At 67.4% G+C, this 25,678-nt stretch carries 15 protein-coding genes; 5 read left to right on the plus strand and 10 right to left on the minus strand.

The genetic code is table 11. From position 1 onward, the window contains the following. Positions 1-1,163: 1,163 nt before the first annotated feature. Positions 1,164-8,525: an NIDO-like domain-containing protein gene (locus OHA72_RS10290; RefSeq protein WP_327007610.1), complete on the plus strand. Its 7,362-nt coding sequence runs from the start codon at positions 1,164-1,166 to the stop codon at positions 8,523-8,525. A gap of 1,021 nt (positions 8,526-9,546) precedes the next feature. Here OHA72_RS10290 and OHA72_RS10295 read toward each other — a convergent pair. Then, on the minus strand, positions 9,547-9,741 hold the full coding sequence (locus OHA72_RS10295) for a hypothetical protein (protein ID WP_327007611.1): 195 nt from the start codon (positions 9,739-9,741) through the stop codon (positions 9,547-9,549). Between the two features lie 243 nt (positions 9,742-9,984). Here OHA72_RS10295 and OHA72_RS10300 point away from each other — a divergent pair, with 243 nt between their 5' ends. Then, a complete protein-coding gene (locus OHA72_RS10300; protein WP_327007612.1) occupies positions 9,985-10,263 on the plus strand; it encodes an SMI1/KNR4 family protein in 279 nt (92 codons plus the stop codon). Between the two features lie 791 nt (positions 10,264-11,054). Here OHA72_RS10300 and OHA72_RS10305 read toward each other — a convergent pair. Both OHA72_RS10305 and OHA72_RS10310 read right to left on the minus strand, forming a co-directional pair. After that, positions 11,055-12,029, minus strand: coding sequence for a hypothetical protein (locus tag OHA72_RS10305; protein WP_327007613.1), 975 nt, complete (start codon positions 12,027-12,029; stop codon positions 11,055-11,057). Continuing rightward, positions 12,029-15,445, minus strand: coding sequence for a BTAD domain-containing putative transcriptional regulator (locus OHA72_RS10310; protein WP_327007614.1), 3,417 nt, complete (start codon positions 15,443-15,445; stop codon positions 12,029-12,031). The genes OHA72_RS10305 and OHA72_RS10310 overlap by 1 nt, the downstream gene beginning before the upstream one ends. 1,569 nt (positions 15,446-17,014) lie before the next feature. On the opposite strand from OHA72_RS10310, the gene OHA72_RS10320 reads away from it, so the two are divergent. Beyond that, a complete protein-coding gene (locus OHA72_RS10320; protein WP_327007615.1) occupies positions 17,015-18,025 on the plus strand; it encodes a hypothetical protein in 1,011 nt (336 codons plus the stop codon). Between the two features lie 230 nt (positions 18,026-18,255). Here the strand turns inward: OHA72_RS10320 and OHA72_RS10325 are convergent, their stop codons facing one another. The 7 genes from OHA72_RS10325 to OHA72_RS10355 all read right to left on the minus strand — a co-directional run bounded on the left by OHA72_RS10325 (position 18,256) and on the right by OHA72_RS10355 (position 23,437). Beyond that, positions 18,256-18,870, minus strand: coding sequence for a hypothetical protein (locus OHA72_RS10325; protein ID WP_327007616.1), 615 nt, complete (start codon positions 18,868-18,870; stop codon positions 18,256-18,258). A 294-nt stretch (positions 18,871-19,164) separates the two neighbouring features. Continuing rightward, positions 19,165-19,530 carry a hypothetical protein gene (locus OHA72_RS10330; RefSeq protein ID WP_327007617.1) on the minus strand — a complete coding sequence of 122 codons (366 nt, stop codon included), beginning with the start codon at positions 19,528-19,530 and terminating at the stop codon, positions 19,165-19,167. 161 nt (positions 19,531-19,691) lie between these two features. Then, positions 19,692-20,180 carry a hypothetical protein gene (locus tag OHA72_RS10335; RefSeq protein WP_327007618.1) on the minus strand — a complete coding sequence of 163 codons (489 nt, stop codon included), beginning with the start codon at positions 20,178-20,180 and terminating at the stop codon, positions 19,692-19,694. Between the two features lie 168 nt (positions 20,181-20,348). Beyond that, complete coding sequence (locus OHA72_RS10340; protein ID WP_327007619.1) at positions 20,349-20,609, minus strand: hypothetical protein; 261 nt, start codon at positions 20,607-20,609, stop codon at positions 20,349-20,351. A 227-nt stretch (positions 20,610-20,836) separates the two neighbouring features. Continuing rightward, positions 20,837-20,965, minus strand: coding sequence for a hypothetical protein (locus OHA72_RS10345; protein WP_327007620.1), 129 nt, complete (start codon positions 20,963-20,965; stop codon positions 20,837-20,839). A 966-nt stretch (positions 20,966-21,931) separates the two neighbouring features. Continuing rightward, complete coding sequence (locus OHA72_RS10350; protein ID WP_327007621.1) at positions 21,932-22,105, minus strand: DUF4240 domain-containing protein; 174 nt, start codon at positions 22,103-22,105, stop codon at positions 21,932-21,934. Positions 22,106-23,014: 909 nt separating this feature from the next. Beyond that, a complete protein-coding gene (locus OHA72_RS10355) occupies positions 23,015-23,437 on the minus strand; it encodes a hypothetical protein (RefSeq protein WP_327007622.1) in 423 nt (140 codons plus the stop codon). Positions 23,438-23,771: 334 nt separating this feature from the next. On the opposite strand from OHA72_RS10355, the gene OHA72_RS10360 reads away from it, so the two are divergent. Then, complete coding sequence (locus OHA72_RS10360) at positions 23,772-25,037, plus strand: hypothetical protein (protein ID WP_327007623.1); 1,266 nt, start codon at positions 23,772-23,774, stop codon at positions 25,035-25,037. 294 nt (positions 25,038-25,331) lie between these two features. Continuing rightward, the gene (locus OHA72_RS10365) at positions 25,332-25,676 is read left to right on the plus strand and encodes a hypothetical protein (protein ID WP_327007624.1); all 345 of its coding nucleotides are present in this window, start codon (positions 25,332-25,334) and stop codon (positions 25,674-25,676) included. Positions 25,677-25,678 lie beyond the last annotated feature (2 nt).

Consider the following 25,678-nt stretch of genomic DNA (forward strand, 5'->3'; position numbering starts at 1 on the left):
ACACCAGCCACCAACCACAACGCCGGTGAACACGCCCACAAGCCCGGCCCAGCAACAACTTCAACCATCACACCCAGCACAACCGCCACCAGCCAAACAGCCCCCAGACAACAATCGATGGTCTGGCCCTCCGGGCCAGACCATCGATTAACACCAGTCACCTAGCGTCTGTCTCGGCGCCTACCGTCAGCGGATGTCTGCCACGGAAGTGAACCGACCACCAAAGCAGAAACGTAAACCTTACAGTGCTACGTAATAGAGTCTGGTCTGTTCGGGCGATGCGGCTCGCGCGGTGCTTCCACACTGCAGGTTGCTGTGCTTCGGACGGTCGCCCGGCGAAGGGCTGCCGTTGCGTGGACCGTCAGTTAGGAGGCCGTGCGACCTTCGGCGGGAGGCGTCACGGAAAGCAATTTCTAGAGTCCTCATTGACGCTCTGTGGTGTCGCTTCTAACATTCGTTCATGCGGTGCTTCCATTCGTGCCCTTCTGGGCGTTGGAGCGGGCGGTCACTCGATCCTCGGCCTCGAAGAACCGTCAGGGAAGCTCCGTAATGCAATCAAAAGATCAGCGACCGGTCGCACCTTTCAGGGCCGCTTCCGCGATTCTGCTGGCGGTCAGATTTGCGATCGTGCCTCATCGGTGACAGCAGTAGTTCCTTGGGTGGACGTTGTCGAGGTGCTGGTCGGGCTGGTGTCAGCTGTCCTGAGCGGCCGGACGTCGGCTGGTTGGTTGCGATTGCCGACAGGGTGCGTAGCTGGTCTGCGGCGATTGTTGGGGAATCTACCGTGATCGGTGCATGGTCCGATGTGGACTGGATGCGTGTCGGTTGGGGTCGGTGTCTGAATGTGCGGTGAGTAGGCGCTGCGATGGTGCGTCTCACCTGGGGCGACGCTTTTGATGCAGGTCGCGGCGGGTGCGTCTGTCGCTGTTCTTTTTTGCGCAACATGGCGCTGCGTGATTGGTGAGTGGGATCTCTTGTGTGGTGATTCTGCTTCCGCGTAGCTTGCGGTGCGTCGATGTCCGGTTGGCGGGCTCGGCGCACGGGGAGGCTTCATGTCGGCGTCGGCTTGGTCTGTGTCTGCTGTCCGGCGGCGCCGGTGGGTACCGTCGCGGTCTCGGTTGCTGGCCGCTGCGGCGGTTGGGTGTCTGGTTGCGGCCGGGTTGATGGTGCTGCCGGCTGCGGCGCAGCCGTCGGCGTGGCCGGTGCCTGCGGCTCCGGCTGGCACGAAGTCGGTGCCGGTGACGAAGGTGCCCGTGAAGGCGGCGTCGACATCGGAGACGGACACCGCGAAACCGCGGACGCCTGCAGCGGTGTGGCCGGCCGGTGGTGAGGCGCTGGTGTCGGTGGACACGGCTGCGTCGGGTGCGGCGCGGTCGGCGTCGTCGTCGGTGACGGCTGGGAGGGGCACACCGGGTGGACTGCCGGTGGTGGTGCGTGGCAGTGCCATGTCCAGCGACGCGCGCAGCACCCAGACCGCCCCTGCGGCGCCGGGGTCGGTGCGGCTTGCGGTCGCGGGTCAGGACGTGAGCGCGAAGGCCGGTGTGCGGGGTGTGTTGTTCACCGTTGCGCGGGCTGATGGTGCGGCTGGCACGTCGAAGGTGGCCCTGGACATTAACTATGCGGGGTTCGCCGACGGGTACGGCGGTGACTACGGCGGGCGCCTCGGGCTGGTGCGGATGCCTGTGTGTGTGCTGACGACGCCGGAACGTCCGGAATGTCAGGTGCAGACCCCGGTCGAGGGTGCGAGCAACGACCCGCAGACGCGGGTGATCTCCGCTGACGCGGTCGACGTGACGCAGAGCGCGGTGGCGTTGACGTCCTCGGCGACGTCGAAGACGGCGGAGCCGAAGCTGGGCGACCCGGGACCCGGCACTGTCAAGGCCGGCGAGCAGTCCAAGGCAGCGTTCCCGGATACGTCCGGTGAGACTGTGGCGCCGGCAGCGTCCGGTGGGACGGTGTATGCCCTGGCTTCGGTTGCGGCGGGTCCGGCCGGGAATTACAGCGAGACGTCGTTGTCGCAGTCGGCCGGGTGGGCGGCCGGTTCGCAGGGCGGCGAGTTCACGTACTCGTATCCGTTGCAGGTCCCGCCGAGTCTGGGTGGCCCGTCGCCGGACCTGACGTTGCAGTACTCCTCCGGGTCGGTGGACGGCAAGACCGCGTTCACGAACCCGCAGTCGTCGTGGGTCGGTGACGGCTGGGACCTCAACGTCGGCTACATCGAGCGGCCGTTCAAGCCGTGCGCCGACGACGGTGTGCCGGGCATCGCGGACCTGTGCTGGTGGGGGGCCGGGGACAACGTCTTCACGATGGTGTTCGGCGGCAAGTCGGTCCGGCTGATGCGCGATGGTAACGGCAACTGGCGCGGCGAGGTCGACGACGGCTCCCGACTGCAGCTGCTGAGCACGACCGGGTTGGGTTGGGGCAACGGCGATCACTACAACTGGTACTGGAAGCTGACGACCCTCGACGGGACCGAGTACTACTTCGGCCGCAACCAGCGGTTCGTGGGCGACACACCGCAGAACAGCACCCAGAAGGTCCTCGTCCACGGCGGGAACATCAACGAGCCGTGCTGGACGGGCAACGTGTCCACCAGCGGCTGCTACAACGTGTACCGGTGGAACCTCGACTACGTCGTGGACCCGCGGCAGAACACGATGACGTACTTCTACCAGAAGTACGAGGGCAGTTACGGGCACTGGAACAGCAACAGCACCAGCAACTACGACATCACCGCCGCGTTGAAGCGCATCGAGTACGGCACCCGTCAGGGCCAGGAGGGCGGGTCGAACAAGGCGCCGATGCGGGTCAACTTCGAGGTCGGCATCCGGTGCGACCGGACGGACGCGCAACAGTGCGTCGGTCACGGCGAGTACTGGCCGGACACACCATGGGACCAGTTCTGTGTCGTCAGCGCGGGGTCGTGCGCGCAGAAGTCGCCGACGTACTGGACGCCGTGGCGGCTGGCCGTCGTGACCACCGACGTCTGGACAGGAACCGGCGAGCAGTACCAGGAGGTCGACCGGTGGGACATGGTCCATACCTTCCCAGCCCTTGCCGACGGGTCCCCGACGCAGATGTGGCTCGACGACATCATCCACACCGGCAAGGACACCACCAGCGGCGGGACCGCGGATATCACGCTGCCTTCGACCCACCTCAGTGGCGTGCAGTTGGAGAACCTCGTCACCAACGGCAGCCTGCGGTACCGGCGCTACCGGCTGGACCGCATCAACAACGGTCACGGCGGGCTGACCAAGGTTGACTACTCCGCACCGGAGTGCACCATCGCCAACACCAGCGGCCTGCCCTGGGACCAGAACTACCGCACGTGTTACCCGCAGTACCACGACGGTGGCTGGGACATGTACCAGAAGTACCGGGCCATCAGGGTCACCGACAACGACCTCGTCGGCGGTAGCCCACCCGTCGTCACTGAGTACGCATACTCACTGGACGGCACCGGAACGACCGTGCTGTGGCACTACGACACCGCCGACGCGGTCAACGGCGCATACCGGACGTGGTCGGACTGGGCCGGCTACAGCACCGTCACCGCCACCACCGACCCGTCCGGCGGCACGCAGAGCAGGACGAAGACCCTGTACTTCCGTGGCATGCACTCCGACTTCATCACCGGCGGCTACCGAAACGCCAGCATCACCGACTCCCTCGGCACCGCCATGCCGGACTGGCCCGCCTACCGCGGCATCGCCCGCGAAACGTCCGCACTGGGCAGCGGCACCACCGTACTCACCAAGCAGATCACCACACCACAGCATGTCCAGACGGCATCCCGGACTGCGCCGTGGGTCATGGGCAACATCAGCGCCCAACGCGTCTCGACCGCAGAAACAAGAGCCGGCACGCTGCTGACGCCGAGCAACACCTGGCGGTGGACCAAGAGCACCTACGGCTACGACGCCACCTACGGGTTGCCGACGCTCGTGAACGACCTCGGCGACGAGGCCATCACCTCCGATGACGTCTGCACCACGACCACATACGCCGCACCGAATGACGGCGAGTTCATGGTGGCGTACGCGTCACAATCGCTCACGACAGACTGCACAACATCACCACCCGGCGGCAACGTGCTCTCCGGAAGCCAGACGCAGTACGACACCCTCGCCGTCGGAGCGAGCCCAACCCGAGGACTTGTCACCCGCACCAACGTCCTGGCGTCCGTCTCCGGCACCACGCTGAACTGGCAGAAGAGCAGCTCCACCACATACGACACCACCTACGGGCGCATTCTCGAATCATTCGACGCACTGGACCGCAAGACCATGGTCGCCTACGACCCTCCGTCCGGCAGCGCCCCGACCACGGTCACCAGCACCAATCCAGCCGGGCACGTCACTACCACCACACTGAGCCGAACCCGAGGCCAGACCCTCGCTGTCCTGGACCCGAACAACCGAACGACCATCACGCACTACGACGCGCTCGGCCGGCTCACCAAGGTCTTCCAACCCCGCAACTCCACCCCCGCCATCACATACACCGCAACGACCTCGACCGTGCCGTTCGCCGACATCGACGGACCAGGCTCCACCACCGTCGCGCTCAGCGGCGACGAGAACCACACCCAGATCAGCCTGCCGTTCGCGTTCACCTTCTACGGCACCAACTACAGCAGCGCCTACCTGTCCAGCAACGGACTGCTGTCCTTCACCGACCAAGCCGCGGACTTCGCTGCTACCACCATCCCGAACACCACGGCTCCCAACGCCGCGCTGTACCCGTTCTGGGACGACCTCGACCTCAACGGCACCGCGCAGGTCTTCACCCGAACCACCGGCACCGCACCCAACCGGCAGTTCACCGTCGAATGGGCCGAGGCCTACCTGTACGGGCGCAGCACCCGCGTGTCGTTCACCATCACCCTGAACGAGAACGATGGCAAGATCACCTTCAACTACGGCGGTATCGACAACGACATGGACCGCGGCAACGCCGCCACCATCGGCGTCGAAAACGCCACCGGTACCGCCGCCACCCAGTACGGCCACCACCAGACCCTGCTCGCCAATGACAAGGCGATCACCTTCACGCCGTCGGCGCAGCCGCCGAGCCCGCTGCCGGACGTTCAGAACGCATACCATGCGTACGACCCGGTCACCGGCGAACCGACCTGGACTTCCACCAAGACTCTCGGTCCCAACGGCCATCAGATCGAATCGTTCACCATCTACGACGGCCTCCTGCGCCCCCGCCAGACCCAGCAGCCATCAGCCGGCGTCACCGGCGGACGGGTCATCACCGACACCCAGTACGACCCGCGCGGACTCGCGGTCAAGAGCAGCATGCTGTGGAACGCCTCCGCACCGGCCGGCACGCTGCAGGGCTTCAACGACACCAACATCCAACTGCAGCAACGCGTGACCTACGACCCCCTCAACCGGCCCACCATCAACGCCAAGTGGGCCGGTGACGCGGAGACCTGGCACCAGACCAACCTGTACGACGGGGCCAGCGTCACCACCATCCCACCGGCAGGCGGCATCGGCGGAACGAACACCGTACGGTACGACGCGCTCGGCCGCGCCACCTCGCTGGACGTGTACCCGACCGGCGGCAACCCCGTCGGGACCCCTGAGACGACCATCTACACCTACGACCGGCTCAGCCAGCTCACCTCGGTCATCGACGCAGCAGGCAGCAAATACACCACCGCCTACGACCTGCTCGGCCGCCCCACCTCACAGACCGACCCGGACACCGGCACCACGTCGATCAAGTACGACGAGGCAAGCCAGATCACCTGGACGATCGACGGCCGCCTGCAGAAGATCTCCCACGAGTACGACCCCCTCGGCCGGGAAACCCGCCGGTGGGCCGGGGAGATCAACACCGGCACGAAACTGGCCTCGTTCGCCTACGACACCAAGGCGAAGGGCGCGCTCGACTCGGCCACCCGCTGGGTCGGCAGCGACCAGTACATCGACACCATCGACGGCTACAACACCCTGTACCAGCCGACCAGCACCACCACGACAATCCCGATGATCCAAGGGGCACTCGCCAACACCTACCAGACCACATACAGCTACACCGAGTTCGGTGACCTCACCTCCATCGGATACCCCGCCGGTGGTGGCCTCGCCGCGGAGACGGTCAACTACAGCTACACCAATTTCGGCCTGCCGAACACCGCCGCGGGCATCGACCCGTACGTCACGGCGAGCACGTACAGCGAGTACGGCGAACTGAGCCAACGCGTCTACGGCGCCAGCGGCATCGCGCAGATGACCCGCAACTACACCTACCAGCCCGACACCGGCCGCCTCGCCAACATCACCTCGAAACTGCCGAACCCGGCCCAGGCGGGGCAGTTCACCACCGTCCAGAACGACACCTACACCTACGACCACACCGGCGACATCACCCGCATCCTCGACGGCACCGACAACCAGTCCCAGTGCTACCGCTACGACGGCCAGCACCGACTCACCAACGCCTGGACCACCCTCGGCACCTGCACCCCCGACCCCACCGCCGCCGCCATCACCAGCTCCGGCAAATACCCGTACTGGGACACGTACACCTTCGACACCAGCGGCCGCCGCACCACCGACATCCACCGCACCAGCGCCACCGACACCACGACGCGGATGTTCACCTACCCGACCCCCGGGCCCACGGCCCAGCGCGTCCACGCCGCGACCTCGGTCGCCTACACCGGCACGACCACCCGCACCGACTCCATGACCTACGACAACGCCGGCAACACCCAGCAACGCACCATCAACGGCGTCGTCACCGACTTCACCTTCAACCCCGAAAACCAATACGCGAGCGCCACCGTCCACGCCAGCGGCGGCGACCAGCAGACCAGCCACCTCTACGACGCCACCGGCGGGCTGCTCATCCGCAAGGAACCTGGCGCCACGACCCTGTACGCGGCAGGCCAGGAATACAAACTGACCGGCACCAGCACCATCACCGCAACCCGCTACTACAACCACGGCGGCGCCACCGTCGCCGTGCGCACCGCCGCGGGGTTGTCCTGGCTGGCTGCTGATCACCAGGCGAGCACGAATCTGACTGTCAACGCCAACAATGGGAACGTCCAACGCCGCTGGTACACCCCCTACGGCGCCGACCGCGCCACCCAAGGCACCTGGCCCACCGACCGCGGCTTCCTCAACAAACAGAGCAACACCTCAACCGGACTTCTCGACGTCGGCGCCCGCGAATACGACCCCAACCTCGGCGTCTTCCTCAGCCCCGACCCGCTCGTGCAGCTCGGCGACCCAGCCAGCTTGAACGCCTACGCATACGCCGCCCACAGCCCCATCACCTACAGCGACCCCACCGGGCTCATGAAAAGCGACGGAGGCGGCGGCCCAGGCGGCATCGCAGGCTCCGCCATCGTGTCCAGAAGCAGCTCCAATGTAATCGCAAGGCTTTTTAAACTTGTCGGCAAGGCCGCCGAGAGCATCAGGGACGAGGATTACGACTACTACAAGAACAAGTACGGCGACAACTGGCAAAAGAAGTACAAGGAAGACCAAGAGCGATACGAATCCGGCACCGATGAAAAGCGGTACGCAAAGAAGCGGGACGCCGAACAGATCCAACTCGACAAACTGCAGCGTAAGCAGCGTGCCGAAGACATGGCCAAAAGGACGCGAACCGCGCAGGAAGAAGAAGCCAGCGAGCAGACCGAGGACCGTGGAGGCTCCGAGGGCTGCGACGACAGCGGCAGCCGGCATAGCTTCGACCCAGACACGCTAGTCCAGATGGCGGACGGCAGCCACAAGACGATCGAGGACGTCGTCCTGGGCGACACTGTCACGGCGACCGACCCCACCACCTCAGAGACCACAGCCCAGACCGTCACCGCACTGCACGTCAACGTCGACTCAGACCTCACTGACCTCACAGTCATGGACGACGACGGTCAGGTGCACAAGATCGAAACCACCGACCATCATCCGTTCTGGTCAGATACAACGAATAATTGGATCGATGCGGCCAAGCTGACCCCCGGCGATCGCCTCCGCACTGCCAACCACCACACCATGATCGTCCTCAAGGTCCAGAGCCGCATCGCCGCGAAGGTGATGCACGACCTCACGGTCAGCAACGTACACACGTACTACGTAGTCGCCGGGTCGGCGCCGGTCCTCGTACACAACTGCGACTTGACGATCACGCAGGCGCAGCTGGACCTTTTGGAACCAGGTCCGTACGCAAGGTCGGGTATCATTACGACACTTGTTGACCCGCTGCCCACTTCGATCACGGATCGTGTGCAAGACCTGCCGTGTCATTCCTGCAACAACACCCGCCCGCGTGCACGCCCCCGCAGAATCGGCGATCATTTCCCGGCCAAAGCGTTCGGGATCCCTGGTAGATTCATCTATCGGATCTTCAGTCACTGTTCTGTGTGCAGCGGTGATCAGAGCTTTGCTGTCCAGCGGGTCCTGAGAATTGGGCGCGCACACAACCTGGGTAGCCCCGAAGGCCGGTTTGAAGCGTTTATTGCAGAGGCGAGAAGGCATGTTGTCCCTTGATTTTACAGGAGGGATCTGATGAAGCTCTGTGTCGCGGAGTTTCAAGTAGATAATGGATTGATTGTCATCGGTTCTGCGGAAGCGGCGGATGATGATGAGCCGACGTTCGACGCGCTACCCGAGGTGACGTCGACGCAAATATTCATGCCTTGTCGTCAACAGGTCGGACCTGTGAGGATTGAGCTCTGGCGGACGTATGGGCCACCTACTGCCTGCGAAGTAACGTCAGCATTGCTCAGGTTGTCATCAGGTTCGATCGTGGTTGGGGAGGCGTCCCTCGCGCCCTACCTGTCGTGGCGGGTTTGTCCTCCGGGGGGATCGGTGGCCGTCCGGGTTGGCGCAGACAGTGAGCAGGACGCCTCGGTCGTGGTTGTAGTCCTCGACCCGGCCGTCGACCGATTGCCATCGGCCCGGAGCCGGGGCGACTTGATACGCCAGCTCGCTGGGTACGGCGAATTAGCCGAACTAGACGTGATCTTGGTTGAGCATAGCTTTCCGGTCGAGCGGTGCGCCGCAGCAGTGCGAGTGATCCGTAGCGCTGCGGATCGGGACCTGCACCCTGCGCGAGTGCGGTACGGAGCGGACAAGCTTGTGGAATGGATGCGATGGCTGCGGGCCAACGTGTCGAGTCAGGACGTTGATGGTTTAGTGGAGGAGGTATTGGAACGAATCGCTACGAATGCCCCGTTCGACGAGACAGCACGTGTGACCTTCTCTAGGTTTGCCGAGCGGCTCGGGATGACAGTGGACGAACTCCTGGTCGCCCGGCGATAACCGACTGCGTGCCTGCGCTGCCAAAGCCCGGCGGGACGCCACTGCTGCACGCACGCCACGCCGTTACTCACTCGGGGGAACACTGCGGCACTGCCATGGCGCCATTGCCGCACGAGCCGTTCGCCCCGCTGGCGATCGTCTGGGGCACCGAGCTCAACTGACCGGCCGGTGAGCTGGTCATCTCGGATCCACGCAAACGGGACCTGCGCTACCAGGCCCTGGGCGTGTTCGCCGATACGCTGCTCACCTACCTGGAGCCGTACGAGCGGATCCGCATGCAGCAGGGCAGGACCGGCGCCGTCTGCCCGGTCTGCGACAGGGTGTGGCAGGTCATTGTTCGGTCCAGCGCGCCCGCCGTGGCCTTCTGCGAGGCGATCGGCCGGGGCGTGCTGTACTCCTCGACGGCTCCGGACCAGATGCGCCGCGCGGGCTCGTTCGCCACCTGTTGTTCAAGGAGAACGACCGGGCCGGTCGGGCGCTGCTGGTCGCGGCGACGCGTGCCTTGAGCACGCACAAGCGCGACGCCGCAGCCGCAACACTCGCCCAATTGCGATACAGCACCCAACCCCGACCTTTAACGGACAACTGAGTTCACGCCGTTTCGGCGGACCGCAGATGCGCGGCCGACTGGCCCGACGGGACCAGCCGGCACTCGTCAGTCGTCACGTTCGAGAACTCCACTGACATGCGCGACCGCGCCTCGGACCAGAACGACGACTGGAACCAGCAATGGGTACCATTCGCCTCTGACCTGGGCCTCAACGTCCTCGTCCTCGACCACGGCACGAACCCGGGCCGGGTCCTGCTGGTCGACGGTGTGGACGGGCTGCACGGCCACCGGACCTGGCCGTCGCTCACCGACCTGACCGACCAGGTCAGCGAGGCACTTCTTGCCTCCACCGTCCTCAACGGCCACCAGCCGGTTGTCGAGGACAAGAGACTGCGATGGTCCGATGCCAACTGAAGCCAACTGAACAGCACTCACATGCCCGCTGCGGCGCGACAGCTGCGCGGGATCCCGTGGCGACCAGACCGTGATGGCCGCTGACGTCACCCGCAGCCGGATGACCGGCTACCCGGTGGCGATGTTCGTCAGGCTGCTCGTCGAGCAGAGCGACGGCTGTGCGAGTACGGCGGTGAACAACGAGCGGAGTGCCGCTGTTACCGCGTGTTGTGCGCGGGCCGGTGCGGGTCATGGGCTGGTGTCGTTGGTTTGTGGCCAGTATCGACGCACGGTGCGTTCAGAGCGCCCGATCCGAGCTGCGATGTCGCGCGGGTGTGGATCGGCTTCTCGGTGGTACCAGTACGCGACGGCGGCAGCGGTTTCCTGCGGCACTGGGTTCCCGCCGCCGTGCCCATCCTGGTCCTGGCCGTGGTCGTCGTGGTCGTCCTCAGGAGCACTGTGGGCGGTTGGGTCCTCGGATCCGGGACGCGGGCTGCCGTCGGACGTGGCGCGATCCCGGACGCGAGTGGTGCCTTCGCACAACTCGGGTCGCACCAGGTCCGCCTCATACGTCTGAGTTCCGCGAGCCCGCGTCTGGCTAGATGTCCCGACCGTTGGGTCGGTCGCTATATGCACTTCGGTGTAGTCCGTCGAGATGCCAGCCGCGGTGGTCGGTGGGCGCTCGTGCGGCGGCGGGTCGTGGCGATCAACTGCGGGCGCAGAAGGCACGGTGCGGCCGAAGGAGGCGCTGGCCGTGGGCGTTCCAGCCAGCGGCAGGTCGGGGGCGCTGGCGGTGAGGCCTGGCGGTGGTGTTACCGCGGACGCGCTCGTTGTGCGAATGACTGATGGGTGCCGGTCTGCGTGCGGCGGTGTTGGGGTGGTGAGGCGGTCTGGGGTGAGGTCGTGGGCGATGAGGGCGGTGAGGCCGTCGTAGTCGGCGCTGGCGGCGAGGCGGTCGGCGATGATGTCGAGGTCGTAGACGGCGATGTCGGCGGCGGTCGGATCGACCGCTGCGCGGATCTTGCGGTGCAGGACGGCGGCGATCGCCGCTCGGCGTTGTTCGGCGCGGACCTCGGCGAGGGCGGCGGTGATTGACGTGTACAAGCCGAGGGTGGTTTGGCTTTGGCGAGGGATCTGGCGCGGCGGGTCAGCCACGGGTGGCGCAGCCAGTGTCCGAGGAGTTCGTAGGCGGGTGTGGTCGGTGGCAGGTCGCCGAGCGCGCGGAGCCGGTCGCGGCGGGAGTTCTCGGCATGGGTGAGCCACACGAGGTATCCCAGCGCCGACATCCCGGCGAAGAACCCGCCGAGAAGATGATCCTGGTGGGCGAGCCAGTTGAACGCGACGGCGCCGACCGCGATCGCGGCGGACAGGATGCGGGAACCGATGGCGTGTTCGCCGAGCCGCCGGCGCACGTCGGCGTTGGCGAGCACGACGATACCGCCGAGCTCGAGGGCGCCGACGGCAGGGATCGCCCACAGCAGCGGAATGTGCAGGGCGATGACTGCGCCGCTGACCTGTCCGGTGAGCGCGACGAGGAGCACGACGAGGTAGAAGCCGCGTCGCAGGTACCCGGCGTGGCGGACCGCCCGCTCCAGGGCGGCGTCGAGCGCCGCTGTCGTTGGCGGCTCGGCCCGCGCCGACACGGGTCGGACGGTGGACCGGGCCGTCCCGGATCCGTGCCGTCCAGCGCTGTCCGGGACGGATGCGCGCCTGTCGGCGGTCTTGGTTGCGATCGTGGTGGCGTCGTTGACGGCGCGGAGGCGGGTGTCGGCGAGGTCGGTGCTCATCAGGCTGCGGCGTTCTTGCCGGGGCGGGTGACCGGGTGGGGTCCGGTGCGCCGTGGTGGGGTCTTCAGCCGGGCGAGGAGGTGATTGGCGAGGGCGGTGGTCTCCTCGGTGGGTTCGGTGTCGATCTCGGCGAGGCGGTGGGTCAGGGTCCGGCGCAGCGCGCGGATGGCGTCGATGTCGCCGAGCGCGGCGTGGGCGCGGAACGCGGCCTGATACAGCGCCTCGGTGTACGGGCTGTGCTCCAGCGTGGCGGTGAGGATTGTCAGGGCGTCGGTGGGGTCGTCGGTGAGGGCGTCGGCCAGGGCAAGGACGGTGTCGAGGATCTGTTGGCGGATGGCCTCCCGGTACGGTTCGATCCACTCGTAGTCCATGCCGGCGGCGAGGTCGCCGCGGTAGAGGCCGACCGCCCGCCGCCAGGCGGCGACCTGTATCGCTGGGTCGGTGGTCTGCTCGGCGTCGCGCAGCGCTTGCTGTAGGCGCCACAGGTCGACGTCCAGCACGTCGCGGTTGAGCTGGTACCGGTCGCCGCTGCGGGGTACGTACTCGGTCGGGGCGCCGGTACGGCGCAGCACGTCCCGCAGCGCTGACACGTAGGTGTGCAGCCGGTGGGGTGCCTTCTTCGCGGGTGCGTCCGGCAGCAGGTCGTCGATGATCGGCTCGTAGTGCACCGGCCCGTCGTGCACGGCGAGGTAGACCAGGACCTCGACCGATTTGGCGCGGGCGGAGCCTTTGGCCGTGTTCATGTCGACGATCTGCGGTGGCCCGAGTACCAGGACCCGCACCACCGGATCCGGTGCGGGCGCAGCCTCGCTGTCGTCCAGTGCCGGGGTGGGTCCCGCCTCCATGGGTTCGTCGCTGGCCGGCGCACCTGTTGGCGAGCCGTCCGTCGGTTCGGTGTCGGGCGGGGTCGGCAGTTCCGGGTCGGCGACGGAGGTGGTGCCTGGGTCGGCGATGCGGCGCGTCGCCGTCGGCTCGGTCTCGATGGCCGGGATGTCGGTCAGACCGGGCCCGGAGGTGCCGGTGTCGTGGTGTTCGACGATCGGGGCTGCGACCGGCGCGGCGTCGTTCAGATCCGCGTGCAGATTCGCGTGCAGATCGGCATGGCCGGTCTGGGCGGGTTCGGCCGGGGCGGAACTGGTCGGGCCGGGGTGCCGGGCCGGGGCCGGAGGTGGTGCGTGGCCGGTGTGGGACTCGGCGAGCAACGCGACCAGGTCTGCGGTCTCGGCCGGGGTGAGCACGGTGAGGCGGCCGATGTCTGCGGGGTGCCCGCCGTGGCGGGCCTGTCCACCGGCGGCTGGGCTGGTCGTGCCGTCGGCGGCGACCACGACGGTGTCGCCGTCGGGCCAGGCGCCGAGCACGACCGCGTGGATGTCGAGGCGCTGCCCTTGGCTGAGCAGTGCTGCTACGCGGGGCCGTACATGTGCTGCGGCGGCGTCGGCGTCGGCGATGAGCAGGATCGGTTCGACCGTCTCTTCGAGCGGATCGGCGTCGCGGAGTTGGGCGACGCTGTCGACCTCGTGCCGGTACACCAGGCGGGTGCGGTGCATGGTCCGCGCCTCGAGCAGTTCCAGGGCCTCGTCGAGTCCGGCGGTGATCGTCAGCCGTGGCGTGTCGGGCAGGCCGGCGGCGGCGCCGAGCAGGGTCGCGGCCGTCGCTGACGGCACCACCACGTGGGTGCGGGCCTCGATGTCCTCCGCGCCGCCGGCCGCGAGCGCGCCGACGAGGAACCCGCGAGCGGCGTCGTCGGCCCGGGGACCGGTGAGCCCGAGCCCGGCCGGCGGCCACACCGCCATGACCGGGTTCGTCAGCGCCGGCACGACCGGGGGCTGCGGCACCAAGCCCTCGCCGTCGTGCTCATCGTCACGCGCACCGTCATCGTCCGCACCGACGGCTGCCATCCAGTCGGTGTCGTCTTCCTCCTCGTCGTCCGCGCCGCCGGGGTCGTCGCCGGCCGCGGGGTCCTGGTCGTCAGCCCGGTCCACGTCGGCCCGGTCCACGTCAACGAGGTCGGCATCCGTGCGTTCGGCATGGGCGCGTTCGGCAGGACCGTCGTCCTCGGCATCACGTGGGGCGACGTGCTGGTCGAGGGCGTCGTCGTCGCGGGCCGGGGCCGGTCGGCGCAGGCCACGACGGAGGCGGGAGACGACGAGGGGCATCGGTGTGAGGTCCGGGTCGTCGGTGCGTGGCCGTGCCGATGGTGGCCGTGGGAGGTAGCGGCGCCGCCGGTGGGTCCAGACCAGCGTGACCGCGGCGATGATCGCCAGGGCGAGTCCGAGGTCGACCCAGCTGCCTGACAGCAGTGACACGCCGCCGTGCTCGGTGGACGTGTTGGGCCCGCCCTCGGGAGCGCTGCTGTTGGCATCCCGTGCGGTCGGGGTCGGGGTCGGGGTCGGACCGGTCCTGCCCGGGGTGCCGGTGCCGGCCGACGAGGCAGGCAGACCGACGACGCCGTCGTCGTCAGGTTCGGCCGTGCTCGTCGGCGGCGTGCTGACGGCCGGCGAGACGCTCGACGGTGGCGCGCACTGCCCAGGCCCCTGGTTCTGGGTCTGGCCGGGGCCTGCGGCGCCGCCGGGACCGGTGCCGGGATCGGTTTGACCGGGATCGGTGTGGGTGGGTGGGCCGGCGGGTTGGGCGCCGGCCGGTGGGGTGGCGTCGTCGGGCAGGTCCAGGACCCAGGTGGGTTCGATGTGCTCGCCGCCGCGCATGCGTCCGGCATGGTCGTAGCGGCCGGCGTTGATGTGGTAGATCTCCGTCCAGCGGTGCGGGTCCCCGAGCCACGCCCCGGCGATCTCCCAGAGGGTGTCGCCGCGCCGCACCGTAACGGTGTACCGCTGGCCGGCAGTGATGACGGTGAGCGGGCCGGTGTCCGCGACGGTGACGAACCGGTGCGGCGCCGTGTACGGGTCTCCGGTCGGGGCGATGACCGCGCCAGGGTCCGCCATGGCGCCGCCAGCTGCGGGGCCGGTGACAGCGGTGGCCGCGGTGACAAAGAGCCAGGGCAGGTCTGTGACCTGACCTCCGGCAGCCGTATCGGTGCCGGTCAGTGCGGCCGGCATGACCCCGGTCGGCGGGGCGGCGCTGTGCGTCGTCGCCCCCGCCGGCGGGGTGACGCCCGCGACGGCTGAAGCACCGCTGGTCACCGAGGTCACCGCCATCAGCAACGACCCGGCCAGCGTGGTGACCTTGGTGTGCAACGGTGCCGGCAATAGCCGCACGGCACTTCCTCGCTGCGTGAACACCGCGACGATGTCCAGGACGGTGGCCACGATGAGCCATGCCCACAGCAACCACCCGCCGGCGACCAGCACGGCCAACGCCACCAGCGGCGTCAACGGCTCCACGACCACGGCGGCGACGTCCAGTTCCGACCACACCGGCCGCAGCGCCCACAACGCGACCGGCAGGCCGACCAACACGCCCACCAGCATCAGCCAGCTGCCGACCGCACGCGCCGCCGCCGCCAACCGACTCCGACATCGATAGCCCGACCGGCGCCGAACTCCGCCGCGCGGCCAGGCCGAACGCGATGTACGCATGCGGGAATCCAGGAGCCCGTCAAGCATCACGATCACACTCCACTTCGGCCGGCGTCGATGAATGCCAAGGACGCTAGAGCATGAACCGCCGCAACGACCCGGATCCCACCCGCACACCGCGTCACACGCGGTCACACGGGTAACACCGCAGGCCACAGCACCCGCACCCCCGTCCGCGAACGGCGCCCCGATCAGGGTGCAGCACCGACGAAAGGATCAGGCACGGACAGCGGTCATTACCGCGGCATCGCCGGACAGCGGTCGTGTCGGCCGCGTCCGATCCGATGTCGTCGACTCGGGGCCGGACGAGACCCAGTCCGCCCCGCAGGGGTGACCCTCCCGACGTCGGGAACGCGGACGGCCGCCCGTCACGGAATCGTGGCCAGATCCGATCCGTCGAGTCGACGGGAGCAGTGGATCAACGAATGGACCGAGGGCCGCATGCCGCACCAGTGGATCAGCGCCGGTGATGCGAGACGTGACGGGGACGGCATGTCACCGGGGGCCGGATCGGACGGCGACGCCGGGCCGGCCAACGGGCTGATCGGCGGCCACGATCGCAGGCCGGTCACTATCCACGCACCGAGGCGCAGCCACGGCCCAGCACGCCGACACCGCCCCGGAAACCACCGACCCCGATCGCACGCCCACAGGGGCCGACCTGGACACCTCGGCAGTTCCTGCCGCCGAGGAGACGTCCTCGCCGACAGCCGCCCCGGCCACCGAACCCGACGGGGCGCCTGTCGGGCATGACGATGGTTCGCCATCGACTGACAAGACAGTCGCATCGGATGGTGGACACCGCGGCGACACCCGCGTCGAGGACAGTGCTCCGTCCGACGGCCGCGAACCCGACACCGCCGACGTCCCCCGCGCGACGGCCGAAGCCGTCGCCTACTGGCAGAGACGTGAACCCAGCCTGAGCATTGCCGAGGTCGCCGCGCGCATCGGCCGGTCGGAACGCACCGTGCACCGCCATTGGAATCCCACTGCCTGAACGCTTCGCCCCGCTGATACTCCAGCCGCATTTCCGGTCATGTGTCATGGCGCCTTTGCAGATCAGGGGTTGTTCTGAGCTGGTCGGGTCCAACACCGGTTCTGTCTCGCGGATCATGGGGTTGGCTCGTTGAACCGGTGGGGCACGAGGTGATCTGAGCAATGACGAGTGGGCGTGCTGGCGCCGTTGCTGCCGGTGCAGCCCCGTTCGTGGTGGCCGGGAGCGCGACCACCGGCAGATGATCAACGCGATCTGCTGGGTGAGCGGACCGGGTCGCCGTGGCGTGACCTGCCGCAACGGTACGGGCCGTGGAAGACCCGTACCAGCGGTTCCAGCGGTGGGCCGCGGACGGGACCTGGGCGATGCTCAACCTTTTGTCGCGGCTGAGGCGCCTCTACCCGTGGACATCGTGTTAGGAAGCCGGTGGAAGTCTGACTGGGGACGTGGCGAGCATGCTGGAAGACGAGTTCCGAAAGGTGTTCGCGGCCAGGGCGGGCGGCCTCCCGATGGTCCTCGCCGTGCCCGCAGTGACCGCAGTTGCGCGGGCAGCGCAATCCTCAGGCGATCAAGCAAACCGTACCGCGTCTGTGGGTCGCGTCGCCGTGATCATCTCGATGGCATTCGTGGCTGGTTGTGGTTCGCATGCAAGCTCGAGCGAAGCGCGACCGTCGCAGACCTCGGGCGAAGCGGTCGCCTATCCATTTGACTCGATGTCGCTGAGCAATGATCAAATGCGGACCGTGAACCGCGGGCGAGCGATTCTGGTGCAGCGGTGCCTGAAGCGATTCGGCTTCGAAGTTTCGATGCCGGCCCAGATCATGGGCAATCCGTGGAACGGGATCGATGACCGGTACGGCCTGACCGATGAGCAGCACGCCAGGACCTACGGTTATGGATCGAAGCCTGGCCCGCAGGAAGCACCCTTCGATGCGGCCGTTCCACGCGAGGCCATCGCCATCGTGTATGGCAAGGAATTTAGCGTCGACAACGGCGCGGCCGTCAACACCGGACGCCCGCTGCCGAGCTACGGCGGCCAGGCAGTGCCATCTGGCGGATGCGCCGGAGAAGCGAACACAGCGCTCGTGGCCGGCATGCCGCCCGGCGAGCCGTTGAACACACGCGAGATCGAACACGACCTCACAAGAGAGGCAATGACGTCGCCGGAGGTCGGTGCCAAGATCGATGCGTGGCGGGCATGTCTGAAGAAGGCCGGATATGAGTATTCCGACCCGTGGGAGCCGACGATGCGTTGGTCGGGGAACAAGGCCACACCCGAGTCGGTCACTGCGGCGCTGGCTGATGTGCGATGCAATCAGCAGGCTGGGCTGGCTGATGCCTGGCGCGGAAGCGATGTTGAGCTCCAGCGTAAGTACGTCGCAGACCATCCTGAGCAGGTCGAATACACAAAGCGCTATATGCAGACCCTGCTGCAAAACGCCGCGAAGTTGGTTGCCGACGGTTGAGCCGCGTCCGCTGTCCCTGCTGTCCCGCGGCATCTCCCCATCGCGGTGACCGGCGTCGTTGTGCGTGTTGTCGTGGTCATGGCGGGGTGGGTCGCGTGTCATGAAATCGCCCTGCGATTTGTGCGACCCCGGCCGCGTTGGTCAACGTGAGTCGTCGAGTTGAGCGCCAGCGATGGAGCAGTCGCTCCAGTTCGTCGCCGATGTAGTTGGTCTGGAACACGAGGGCTCCTTCAGCTCGCACGAGGCAGGTATCCGCGAATGCGCTGGTGCAGGGCGGCGAGCCGGTCAGCGGCGTGGCGCAGCAACGCGGCGTCGAGCTCGGCCTGGCTGACGAGGTCGGCGTCGCCAGCGAGGTGCTCGTACAGTGCCGCGTCTTCCTGCCCGTCCAGGGAACCGGCGATGAACCGCAGCAGTTCCCCGAACGCGGCGAACATGGTGTCGTCGTCACCGGCGAGGATCGCCTCGACCGCCCGCTCGTATGGCCATGCCGCCACGGTCGCAGCCGGGACCGGGCTGCCCTCAGCGGCGTAGAACGCGCCGAGCTGCACCGCCGGCACCAGCTGCTGCTCGACTCGCCCGTCGGCCTCGACCAGTTGCGGCAACCCGAACGTCAGGGCCGCAGCCGCCGTGCGTTCCTCAATGTCGCTGCCGGGCAGGGCCGGGTCGGTCCGGATGGCGTGGGCGACGACCACGGGCGTGTCTGCCGGCAGCCTGGCCAGCAGGGCGGTCAGCTCGCCGGCGGTGCCGAACTCGACCGGTACACCACCGAGGACTTCGCGCACATCGGGCGCCGGGTCGCCGGTCACGTTTCGGGGCTCGGGCCGGTCGTGGGGGGTCATGCTCATCATCTGCTCCTTCAAGCTCGGCTCAGCTCAGCGTCCAGCTCGGCCAGGGGGTATAGATCTCGGGGACGCCGTCGTGACGGAATCGAGGTGGAGGCACGCCTGCCGCGCCCGTCGGGATGTGCTGTGTGTCGCGGGCATGATCGCTACTGTGTTCCCCCGATGCGGGCTCGTTTGTCGATCACGGCGACGGCCGGGCACTCGTCGCGACCGCACACGGTAGCCGCATGGCTCTGACGTGCCGGTCAATGCCGGTTCGAACACGTCTTGTGTGGCGAAGTCGAGTCCTGCCCATCATCACGCGTCAGGCGTCTCGCGCCACCCGCAGCTGAGGTCAGTTGCTTGCCGCTGACTCACCACCACGCAACACACGATTCCTGCGCCTTCGAGCGACGAGAGGCCGGGCCGGTAGGTGGCAGGAGCCGCTGTCGTTGAGGCGCCAGGGTACTTACGGCGGACTTCCGGGAGGGCGATCCGGCCATCGAGGGTGAGGGTGGCGATGACGGCAGCTCCTGTGCCGGTTTGGCGGGCGGTGAGGCTCGCGGTGTAGGCGTACGGCATGACGGTGTCGGGGTCGTCGGTGGGGTGGATGAGCATGACCGCCCATCCGACCCATTCGATGATCTCCTGCTGGCGGCGGATGAGGTCCTCGATGCCAGGCATGGACATCAGTCTCCTTCACGCCGTGACGGTTGCGCCGTCCAGGGCGGGGGCGCCGCAACCGTGAGAATTCGGGTGTGCACGGCGCCGACCGCGCCGTCCGTGGCCGGGCGACGCGGTCGGGGTTTGGGCGCAAAGTCCGGTCCCTACCGGGGCGGCTGCGCTCAGGCAGCGGCGTGAGCGAGAGCAGCGCCGGGTCTGCGGCGTGGCAGTTGGTTCGGCCGTCGGCCGTGGACCGCTCCGACGGCGCTGGTGAACCAGTCGGTGAACCGGCCCGTGTTGGGGCGGCCGACAGCGGCGCGCCCGACAACGGTCGGTGCCGGTCGCGGGTCGTGCGCAGCGACCAGCTCAGAGGCGGCGGTCGCTGCGGTTCGGGCCACAGGCAGGGAACTCGCCACCGCCGGCGACCGGACGGGTGCCAGCGGGCGGCGGGCCATCCGCAGCGCCCGCTGAGCATGCACGGCCGGGGCGCAGACGCCGCGAACGCCGGTACAGCGCAGGTTGGTGCAGTCGCCGGTGGGGCCGCGCTGGTGCTCGGCGGCGACGTCGAACGCCAGCCGCCAGAGCAGCACGTCGATGACATCGGCGGGGACCGGCACGTCGGCGGACGGGTGCGTGCGCTCCTGGGTGGCGGTGCTGAGCATGCTGGTCATGGCGTGGTCTCCCCGCGTCGCGTGCGTCTGGGCAGCCGCCAGCACCCGGCACGCGTGTGGTGGCGGGTTGCCGGTTCCGGCACGCCCATCGACGCTCGACTTTCCGCGCAGGTCAAGTCGTCGCGAGCGCCCCCGGCGGAACGCGGGCGACGAGATCCGTGCGGTGTGTCAACCGGCTGGGGTGTCTGCGGACGCCGAGCCGGGCGGTTCGACCTCGATGAAGCCGAAGAGGCGTCCGATGAGTTGCAGCCGCCAGGTGCGGTACCGGTCGTGCAAGCCGCGGCAGACCGCCGGTTGCACGTCGGGGTGGTTGCCGTACGGGAGCGTGTCGTGGCAGATCACATAGCTGCCGTCGGCGACCGTCGCGGCGACGATCGCTTTGAGCCGGCCGGCCTCCAGGTGCATCCGGTTGCCGGGATTTCTCTGCACCAGGCAACCCGACGCGCCGCAGCACCTACGCGAACGGATTGGAACGCACGCGTGCTATGCCGCTGTTCGGTGTTGAGGTGTTCGTGGAAGCAACCTGGGCAACGGTCAGGCCGAGGCCACGGCCGACATCACGTTTACCGCGCTCAACCGTCGGCGTTTGTTGGCGTCCGCGGACCCGGGGATCGACCGCTCCACCCGACGGGAGTTTGTGACGTTTGTGGCGTGGTTCAGCTGACTCGGCCGATGGCATGGCCCTGCTTGCGCAACTGCCGGGCCCAGCCCTGCGCGGTGTACGGGGGAACGTTGAAATGATCGGCGAGTCCGCTGATGCTACCGACCTGCTGGTAGGCAGCCATGACCTCCTCAGCGGGTGGCATCCGCCGGTACGAGCGCTCCCGGGTCACTACCGGCGCAGCGGCCGGTCTGGCCGCCCGGACCCGCCGTGGACGGCCCGCCGGGGTCTCCGTCTCCGCCGCCGTGGCCTCGGTGCCGGCGCGTCGCCGCGGGGTGCGGGCCGACGCCGACCTGGTGGCGGGTACGCGTTCCGGCGCACGGTCCTCGCCTGCCGGCCCTGCCGACGTGGCGTTCGCAGGCGCGGATTCTGGCAGTGGCCCTTCGGCGCCCAACGCGTCGGACAACCACTGCAACGCCCGCCGACGACCAGCCGCATCCAGCGGATACAACACCTGATACGCCGCCTCCACCGCGGCGAGCTCTGACAATGCCATCCCGAACACACTCCATGATCGCCGATTGTTGGGTCAGCGTAACCGACGCTCACCCGCGAGGTGAGTGCCGGCCGCTGCGGCGTCGAAGTCATACCGCGATTGCCAGCCGTGCGACGTCACGTGGCAGTCGGATGCGATCCTCGCAGCATCGCTGCCCGTCGGTGGCGGTGACGGCGGTGGCCCGGGCGTGCCAGGTGGACGACGACGCCAGTTCACTCGACGTCGCGGAGGGTCCGGATGTGCATGCCCGACTCGGCCGGCCAGAACCTCCCACCGACCAGCGACCACGCTCGGCCGCATGCGGCTCCGTCTCGTGTGACCCACTCTTCGGGAAGACAAGCGGGTACTCGGCCATCGAGTTCAGGTGTCCGCTAGGGAACCCTCAACGGACAGAAGCTCGACCTCGGCACCATCGTCATCCGCTCATGCCGATGTGCGGATGTTCAGGCTGGTGGAGCCGCCAGCGGCTGTGATCCTGAAGGTCGATCCAATTCGCTCCCGTCCGTGAGCCTCCCGGTAGTCGGAATGACCCCTCCGAACGGTCGAGTGGATCAGATGATCCGGGGCGGTACTTGCACCGGCATGGCGACGGTATTACGTGTTGGCCGGCTCGCGGGTGGCAGATAGGTGCTGGACGAAGTCCAGTAGGTGGCGGCGGGAGAACCGGCCGAGTCGCTCGCCCAGGAACGTCTCACGCTCCCGTTGGGTCGGCCCTGTGTGGCGCGATAGCTCGATGAAGGTCCAGAAGTCGTCCACGTCCACACCCATGAGCCTACGTCCGTCGACACACCAGAAACTCGGCATATGGGCGGGAGGATCCGCAGCCTGGCCTGGTGACTCCGCCATCAACCCGAGCCCATCATTATCACCACAAACGCTGAGCCGCCATCGACATCAGTCAATGTTCGAATCGGGCGCAGCACTAATCAAGCATAAACGGAGAATAGGTACGATAGTCGGCCTTCGGAACACGCCCTTCAACAAACCTGAGGTTTGCTCGACCCTGAATGTAGTCCTGGCTCCAAGCAGATATTCCGAAATATGGCTCACATTCCTCAGGGCGTGCCTCACGGATCCGCCGAAAGCCCTGGTACAGATACCTTACAGGGCTCTTAGCGCTAATAGGTGTGACCCAGAAAAGCGGAGGTATGCCGTCGGGGCCATACGGTCCATCGCCTATAATTCCTATATTGTCGGTAGCAATTGTGCCAACGTGAGCCAAGCCTTGATCTAGAAGATCTCTGTCGGCGATATCACCTGTTGTCGGGAGCGCCTCTCCACGCCAGTCAACCAGGCCGGCCAGGAACGATCTGTTTCTCAACCGGGGAACGAAAGCATCGTCCTCGGTCGGTGGATAGACGTCGACTACCACACCGCAGGCATAGTTACCGTTGGCCAACCGGATCGGCCAAAACTGACCCGACTTGAGCGCCTTGTTAGACTTAGGAATAAACGGATACTTCATTGAAACACATCCCGAGCATTCATGAAAAGTGAACCGTCTAGGCTAGACGCCAAGAACATCTCGTGCCCGCGACGTGACCGCGTCATAGATTTCCTTTCTCTGAGGGTCAATCGAATTGTTTGACCGTAAGGCCATCGACTGCATATCTGCCGCCGATCGCGCATTGCGGATCGCTTGAGGTGGCCTACGGCGGCGAAGGTCCCGGCGTGGCCCTACAGCTCCTGCCAGGTGCCGAGATGAACGGCCGATCCGTCGAGGAGGAAGGAGCGCACGAGAGTCCATGCGCGATCCACGTCCGTGACGAAGTCGCCGGTGAAGGTGGCGAGCTCATCAAGGATTGGCACCTCGGCGTTTATATCGTTGGCGACCACGCCATTGCCAACGAGCAGCAGCGTCCGCTCCGCGCTTGGAAAGATCTCTACAATCGCGTAGCGCGCCCGAAACCCGAAGGCGAGATAGGGGTAGTCCCGATCTGGAAACCCCGCCTCGACGTAACCCTCGCCGATGGAACGCAAGACGGCGACACGCTCCGAGAGCTCGGCCAGGGTCGAACCTCGGGGAGCCGGCATCACTCGCCCCGAGCCCGGTGACGTCGCCGACCATACGAGCGGCGTGCCGTCAACGTCAAGATCCACAAGTCCTCCTGCCCTGACAACCGGCACCGCGTCGACCGTACCTTCGTCCCCCGCCCGACCACCGCCGAGCCAGTGATCTTGGCATCCGCTCATGCCGCGATCTGCTCGCAACAGAGGTTACGGCGTGCCGGCCCGGCTGTTCGTGCTCGTAGCCGATGTGCGGGCACGCGATCATGGTGGGCGAAGGCCGGGGCAGGAAGCCGGGCGTCACGTGCGCTTCGGCATAGGCGCTCGGACGCCGCATCCGTCCGTCTGATCATGAGCGGCTGCCTGTTCACGGGTTCTCTGCAGTCCCCGGACCGACTAAGGTTCCGATCTTGTGTCGATGCCTTGCATGATCTGCGGTGAGCCCGGCTTCGCCACCGGCGACGGACACCTGTGCCCGGAGCATGGCGGCCGCCCGCCGGCTCCGGCCACCCGGCTGCGGCCGTCGCTGTCCTGGCATGTGCTGACCTGGTTGTTCGTGGCCGTCACCATCGGCTACTTCGGGCTGCTGGTGGCGCACATCGCAGCGTTGGCTGCCGTGGACACGATCGTCACCGACCCGGCGTCGTTCTCCACCGCGGCGTCCCGCGCCGTGTTCGACGGTGCCGCTCTGCTCAGCAACGTCACGCTGGTGTGGATCTGGGTGTACCTCGCAGGCTTCATCGCCTGGTCCGTCAGCAGCCGTCGCCACGTTCAGCGGCTCGGCCACGACCGAACCGAGATCCTGGGCCATTGGACGTACACGACCTGGCGGCTCAGCCTCGTACCGGTCGTCGTCCTCTCACTCGTCCTCGCCAACCGGCCCCTGCCCGGCACCGATGATCCGGCGGCGTTCCGGGACGCCTTCGTCAGCCGGAGCTACGCGCTGATGGGCTACACCATCCTGCGGATCGCCATGGTCGCGCTGCTGTCGGCGTACGCCATCATCGTCTGGCGCCGCGTCACCCAGACGTCGAGCCCACCGAACACCACCGGCCAGCCGGACACCCACCGCAACATCCGGCAGCGCGGGCCGCTCGGCGCAATCATCGGGGCCGGCCTGGCCGGCCTCATGCTCGTTGCGGTGATCGTCATCGTCGCTGCGAAGTCGGCGACGGCACCGCACGTGGCCGGTACCGCACCGAGACCCAGCGCTGCGGCGACGCCGGGCCCGAGTCCCGTCCGGCCGACCGCTACCCTCGCGGCGCCCGACGCCATTGTCGAGTACGAGAAACCAGTCGATCAGACGCCCGCGACCACGATGCGTACAGCGCACCCATTCCCAGGCGTCGAGCACCCGTTTGATGCGTACTACCACGACCCGGCCGGACACACCGCCACGATCTGGGGCGGAACCGGCGAGGCGTTCAACCGGGACTTCGACACCGACGCCCTGGACGCACTGTTGAGCAGCCTGGGTCCGGTCGGCGGCGCGACAGCCGACCACTTCCGCCTCGCCATGGACGGCCTCGCCCGCGCCGCCCGATGCTCGCAGTTCACCAGCCAAAGCCAGCGCGGTACGGCGTGTGTCTGGGCTGGCCACGGCGCTGTGCTCGCGTTCGTCTTCACCGGCCTCGACGCGCCGGGCGCCTCAGACATCATGTGGCGCATGCTCGACGGAATCATCGTGCTCTAACCACACGGACAGCATCCTCATCTGCCGCAAGTAGCGCGCGCGTCCGGCGTCGGAAATCCCTGCGTCGTTGGGATCTTGGACCTCCGTGAGGGGAACCCTCAACGGACGGTTCAGGGCCGTCTGCGGTGGCATCGACGTGTGAGACTGCTATGCGTCGTGTCGGCGTTCAGGTGGGAGTTGTCGGGTGTCACGTGGCGGTGGTGACCGGTGGCAGCCCTCCCCTGTGGTGCTTGTGCTGGTGGCTACCGGTTTCGCGCTGGTGGGGAACCTGGCGACGAGCACGGTGCAGGTGTCGTGGCGTTGGTGGTGTGGGCGGCGGCCGGGGTGCTGGTGACGGTGTCGGTGCTGTTGGAGTGGCGGCGGCATCGGGCAGCCCAGCCGGAGCCGGGCACGCGACGGCTGCTGGCGGCTTCGCGGGTGTTCGGCAGGATTCCCTTGCCCGCTGGTCATTTCCAGGACCGGGTGGCGGAGGTTGGCGCGCTGGAGCGTGCGTTGGGAGGCAACGGGCAGGCGGCGTTGGTGGCGTTGCCCGGGGGGCGGGGGGCGGGTAAGACTCAGCCGGCTGCCGCGTACGCGCGTCACTGCGATGCGGCGGGTTTGATCTGGTGGCGTGGATCAACGCGGAGTCCGGTCCGGTGACC

Source organism: Dactylosporangium sp. NBC_01737 (assembly GCF_035963215.1).
GTDB lineage: Bacteria > Actinomycetota > Actinomycetes > Mycobacteriales > Micromonosporaceae > Dactylosporangium.

Coding starts and splice junctions, on each gene's coding strand:
- OHA72_RS10330 (WP_327007617.1), bottom strand. CDS start 19,530: ATGCCTGGCATCGAGGACCTCATCCGCCGCCAGCAGGAGATCATCGAA.
- OHA72_RS10290 (WP_327007610.1), top strand. CDS start 1,164: ATGGTGCTGCCGGCTGCGGCGCAGCCGTCGGCGTGGCCGGTGCCTGCG.
- OHA72_RS10305 (WP_327007613.1), bottom strand. CDS start 12,029: ATGAGCACCGACCTCGCCGACACCCGCCTCCGCGCCGTCAACGACGCC.
- OHA72_RS10320 (WP_327007615.1), top strand. CDS start 17,015: ATGCTGGAAGACGAGTTCCGAAAGGTGTTCGCGGCCAGGGCGGGCGGC.
- OHA72_RS10345 (WP_327007620.1), bottom strand. CDS start 20,965: ATGGCTGCCTACCAGCAGGTCGGTAGCATCAGCGGACTCGCCGATCAT.
- OHA72_RS10300 (WP_327007612.1), top strand. CDS start 9,985: ATGCGCGACCGCGCCTCGGACCAGAACGACGACTGGAACCAGCAATGG.
- OHA72_RS10335 (WP_327007618.1), bottom strand. CDS start 20,180: ATGACCAGCATGCTCAGCACCGCCACCCAGGAGCGCACGCACCCGTCC.
- OHA72_RS10325 (WP_327007616.1), bottom strand. CDS start 18,870: ATGAGCATGACCCCCCACGACCGGCCCGAGCCCCGAAACGTGACCGGC.
- OHA72_RS10360 (WP_327007623.1), top strand. CDS start 23,772: ATGATCTGCGGTGAGCCCGGCTTCGCCACCGGCGACGGACACCTGTGC.
- OHA72_RS10350 (WP_327007621.1), bottom strand. CDS start 22,105: ATGGGTGTGGACGTGGACGACTTCTGGACCTTCATCGAGCTATCGCGC.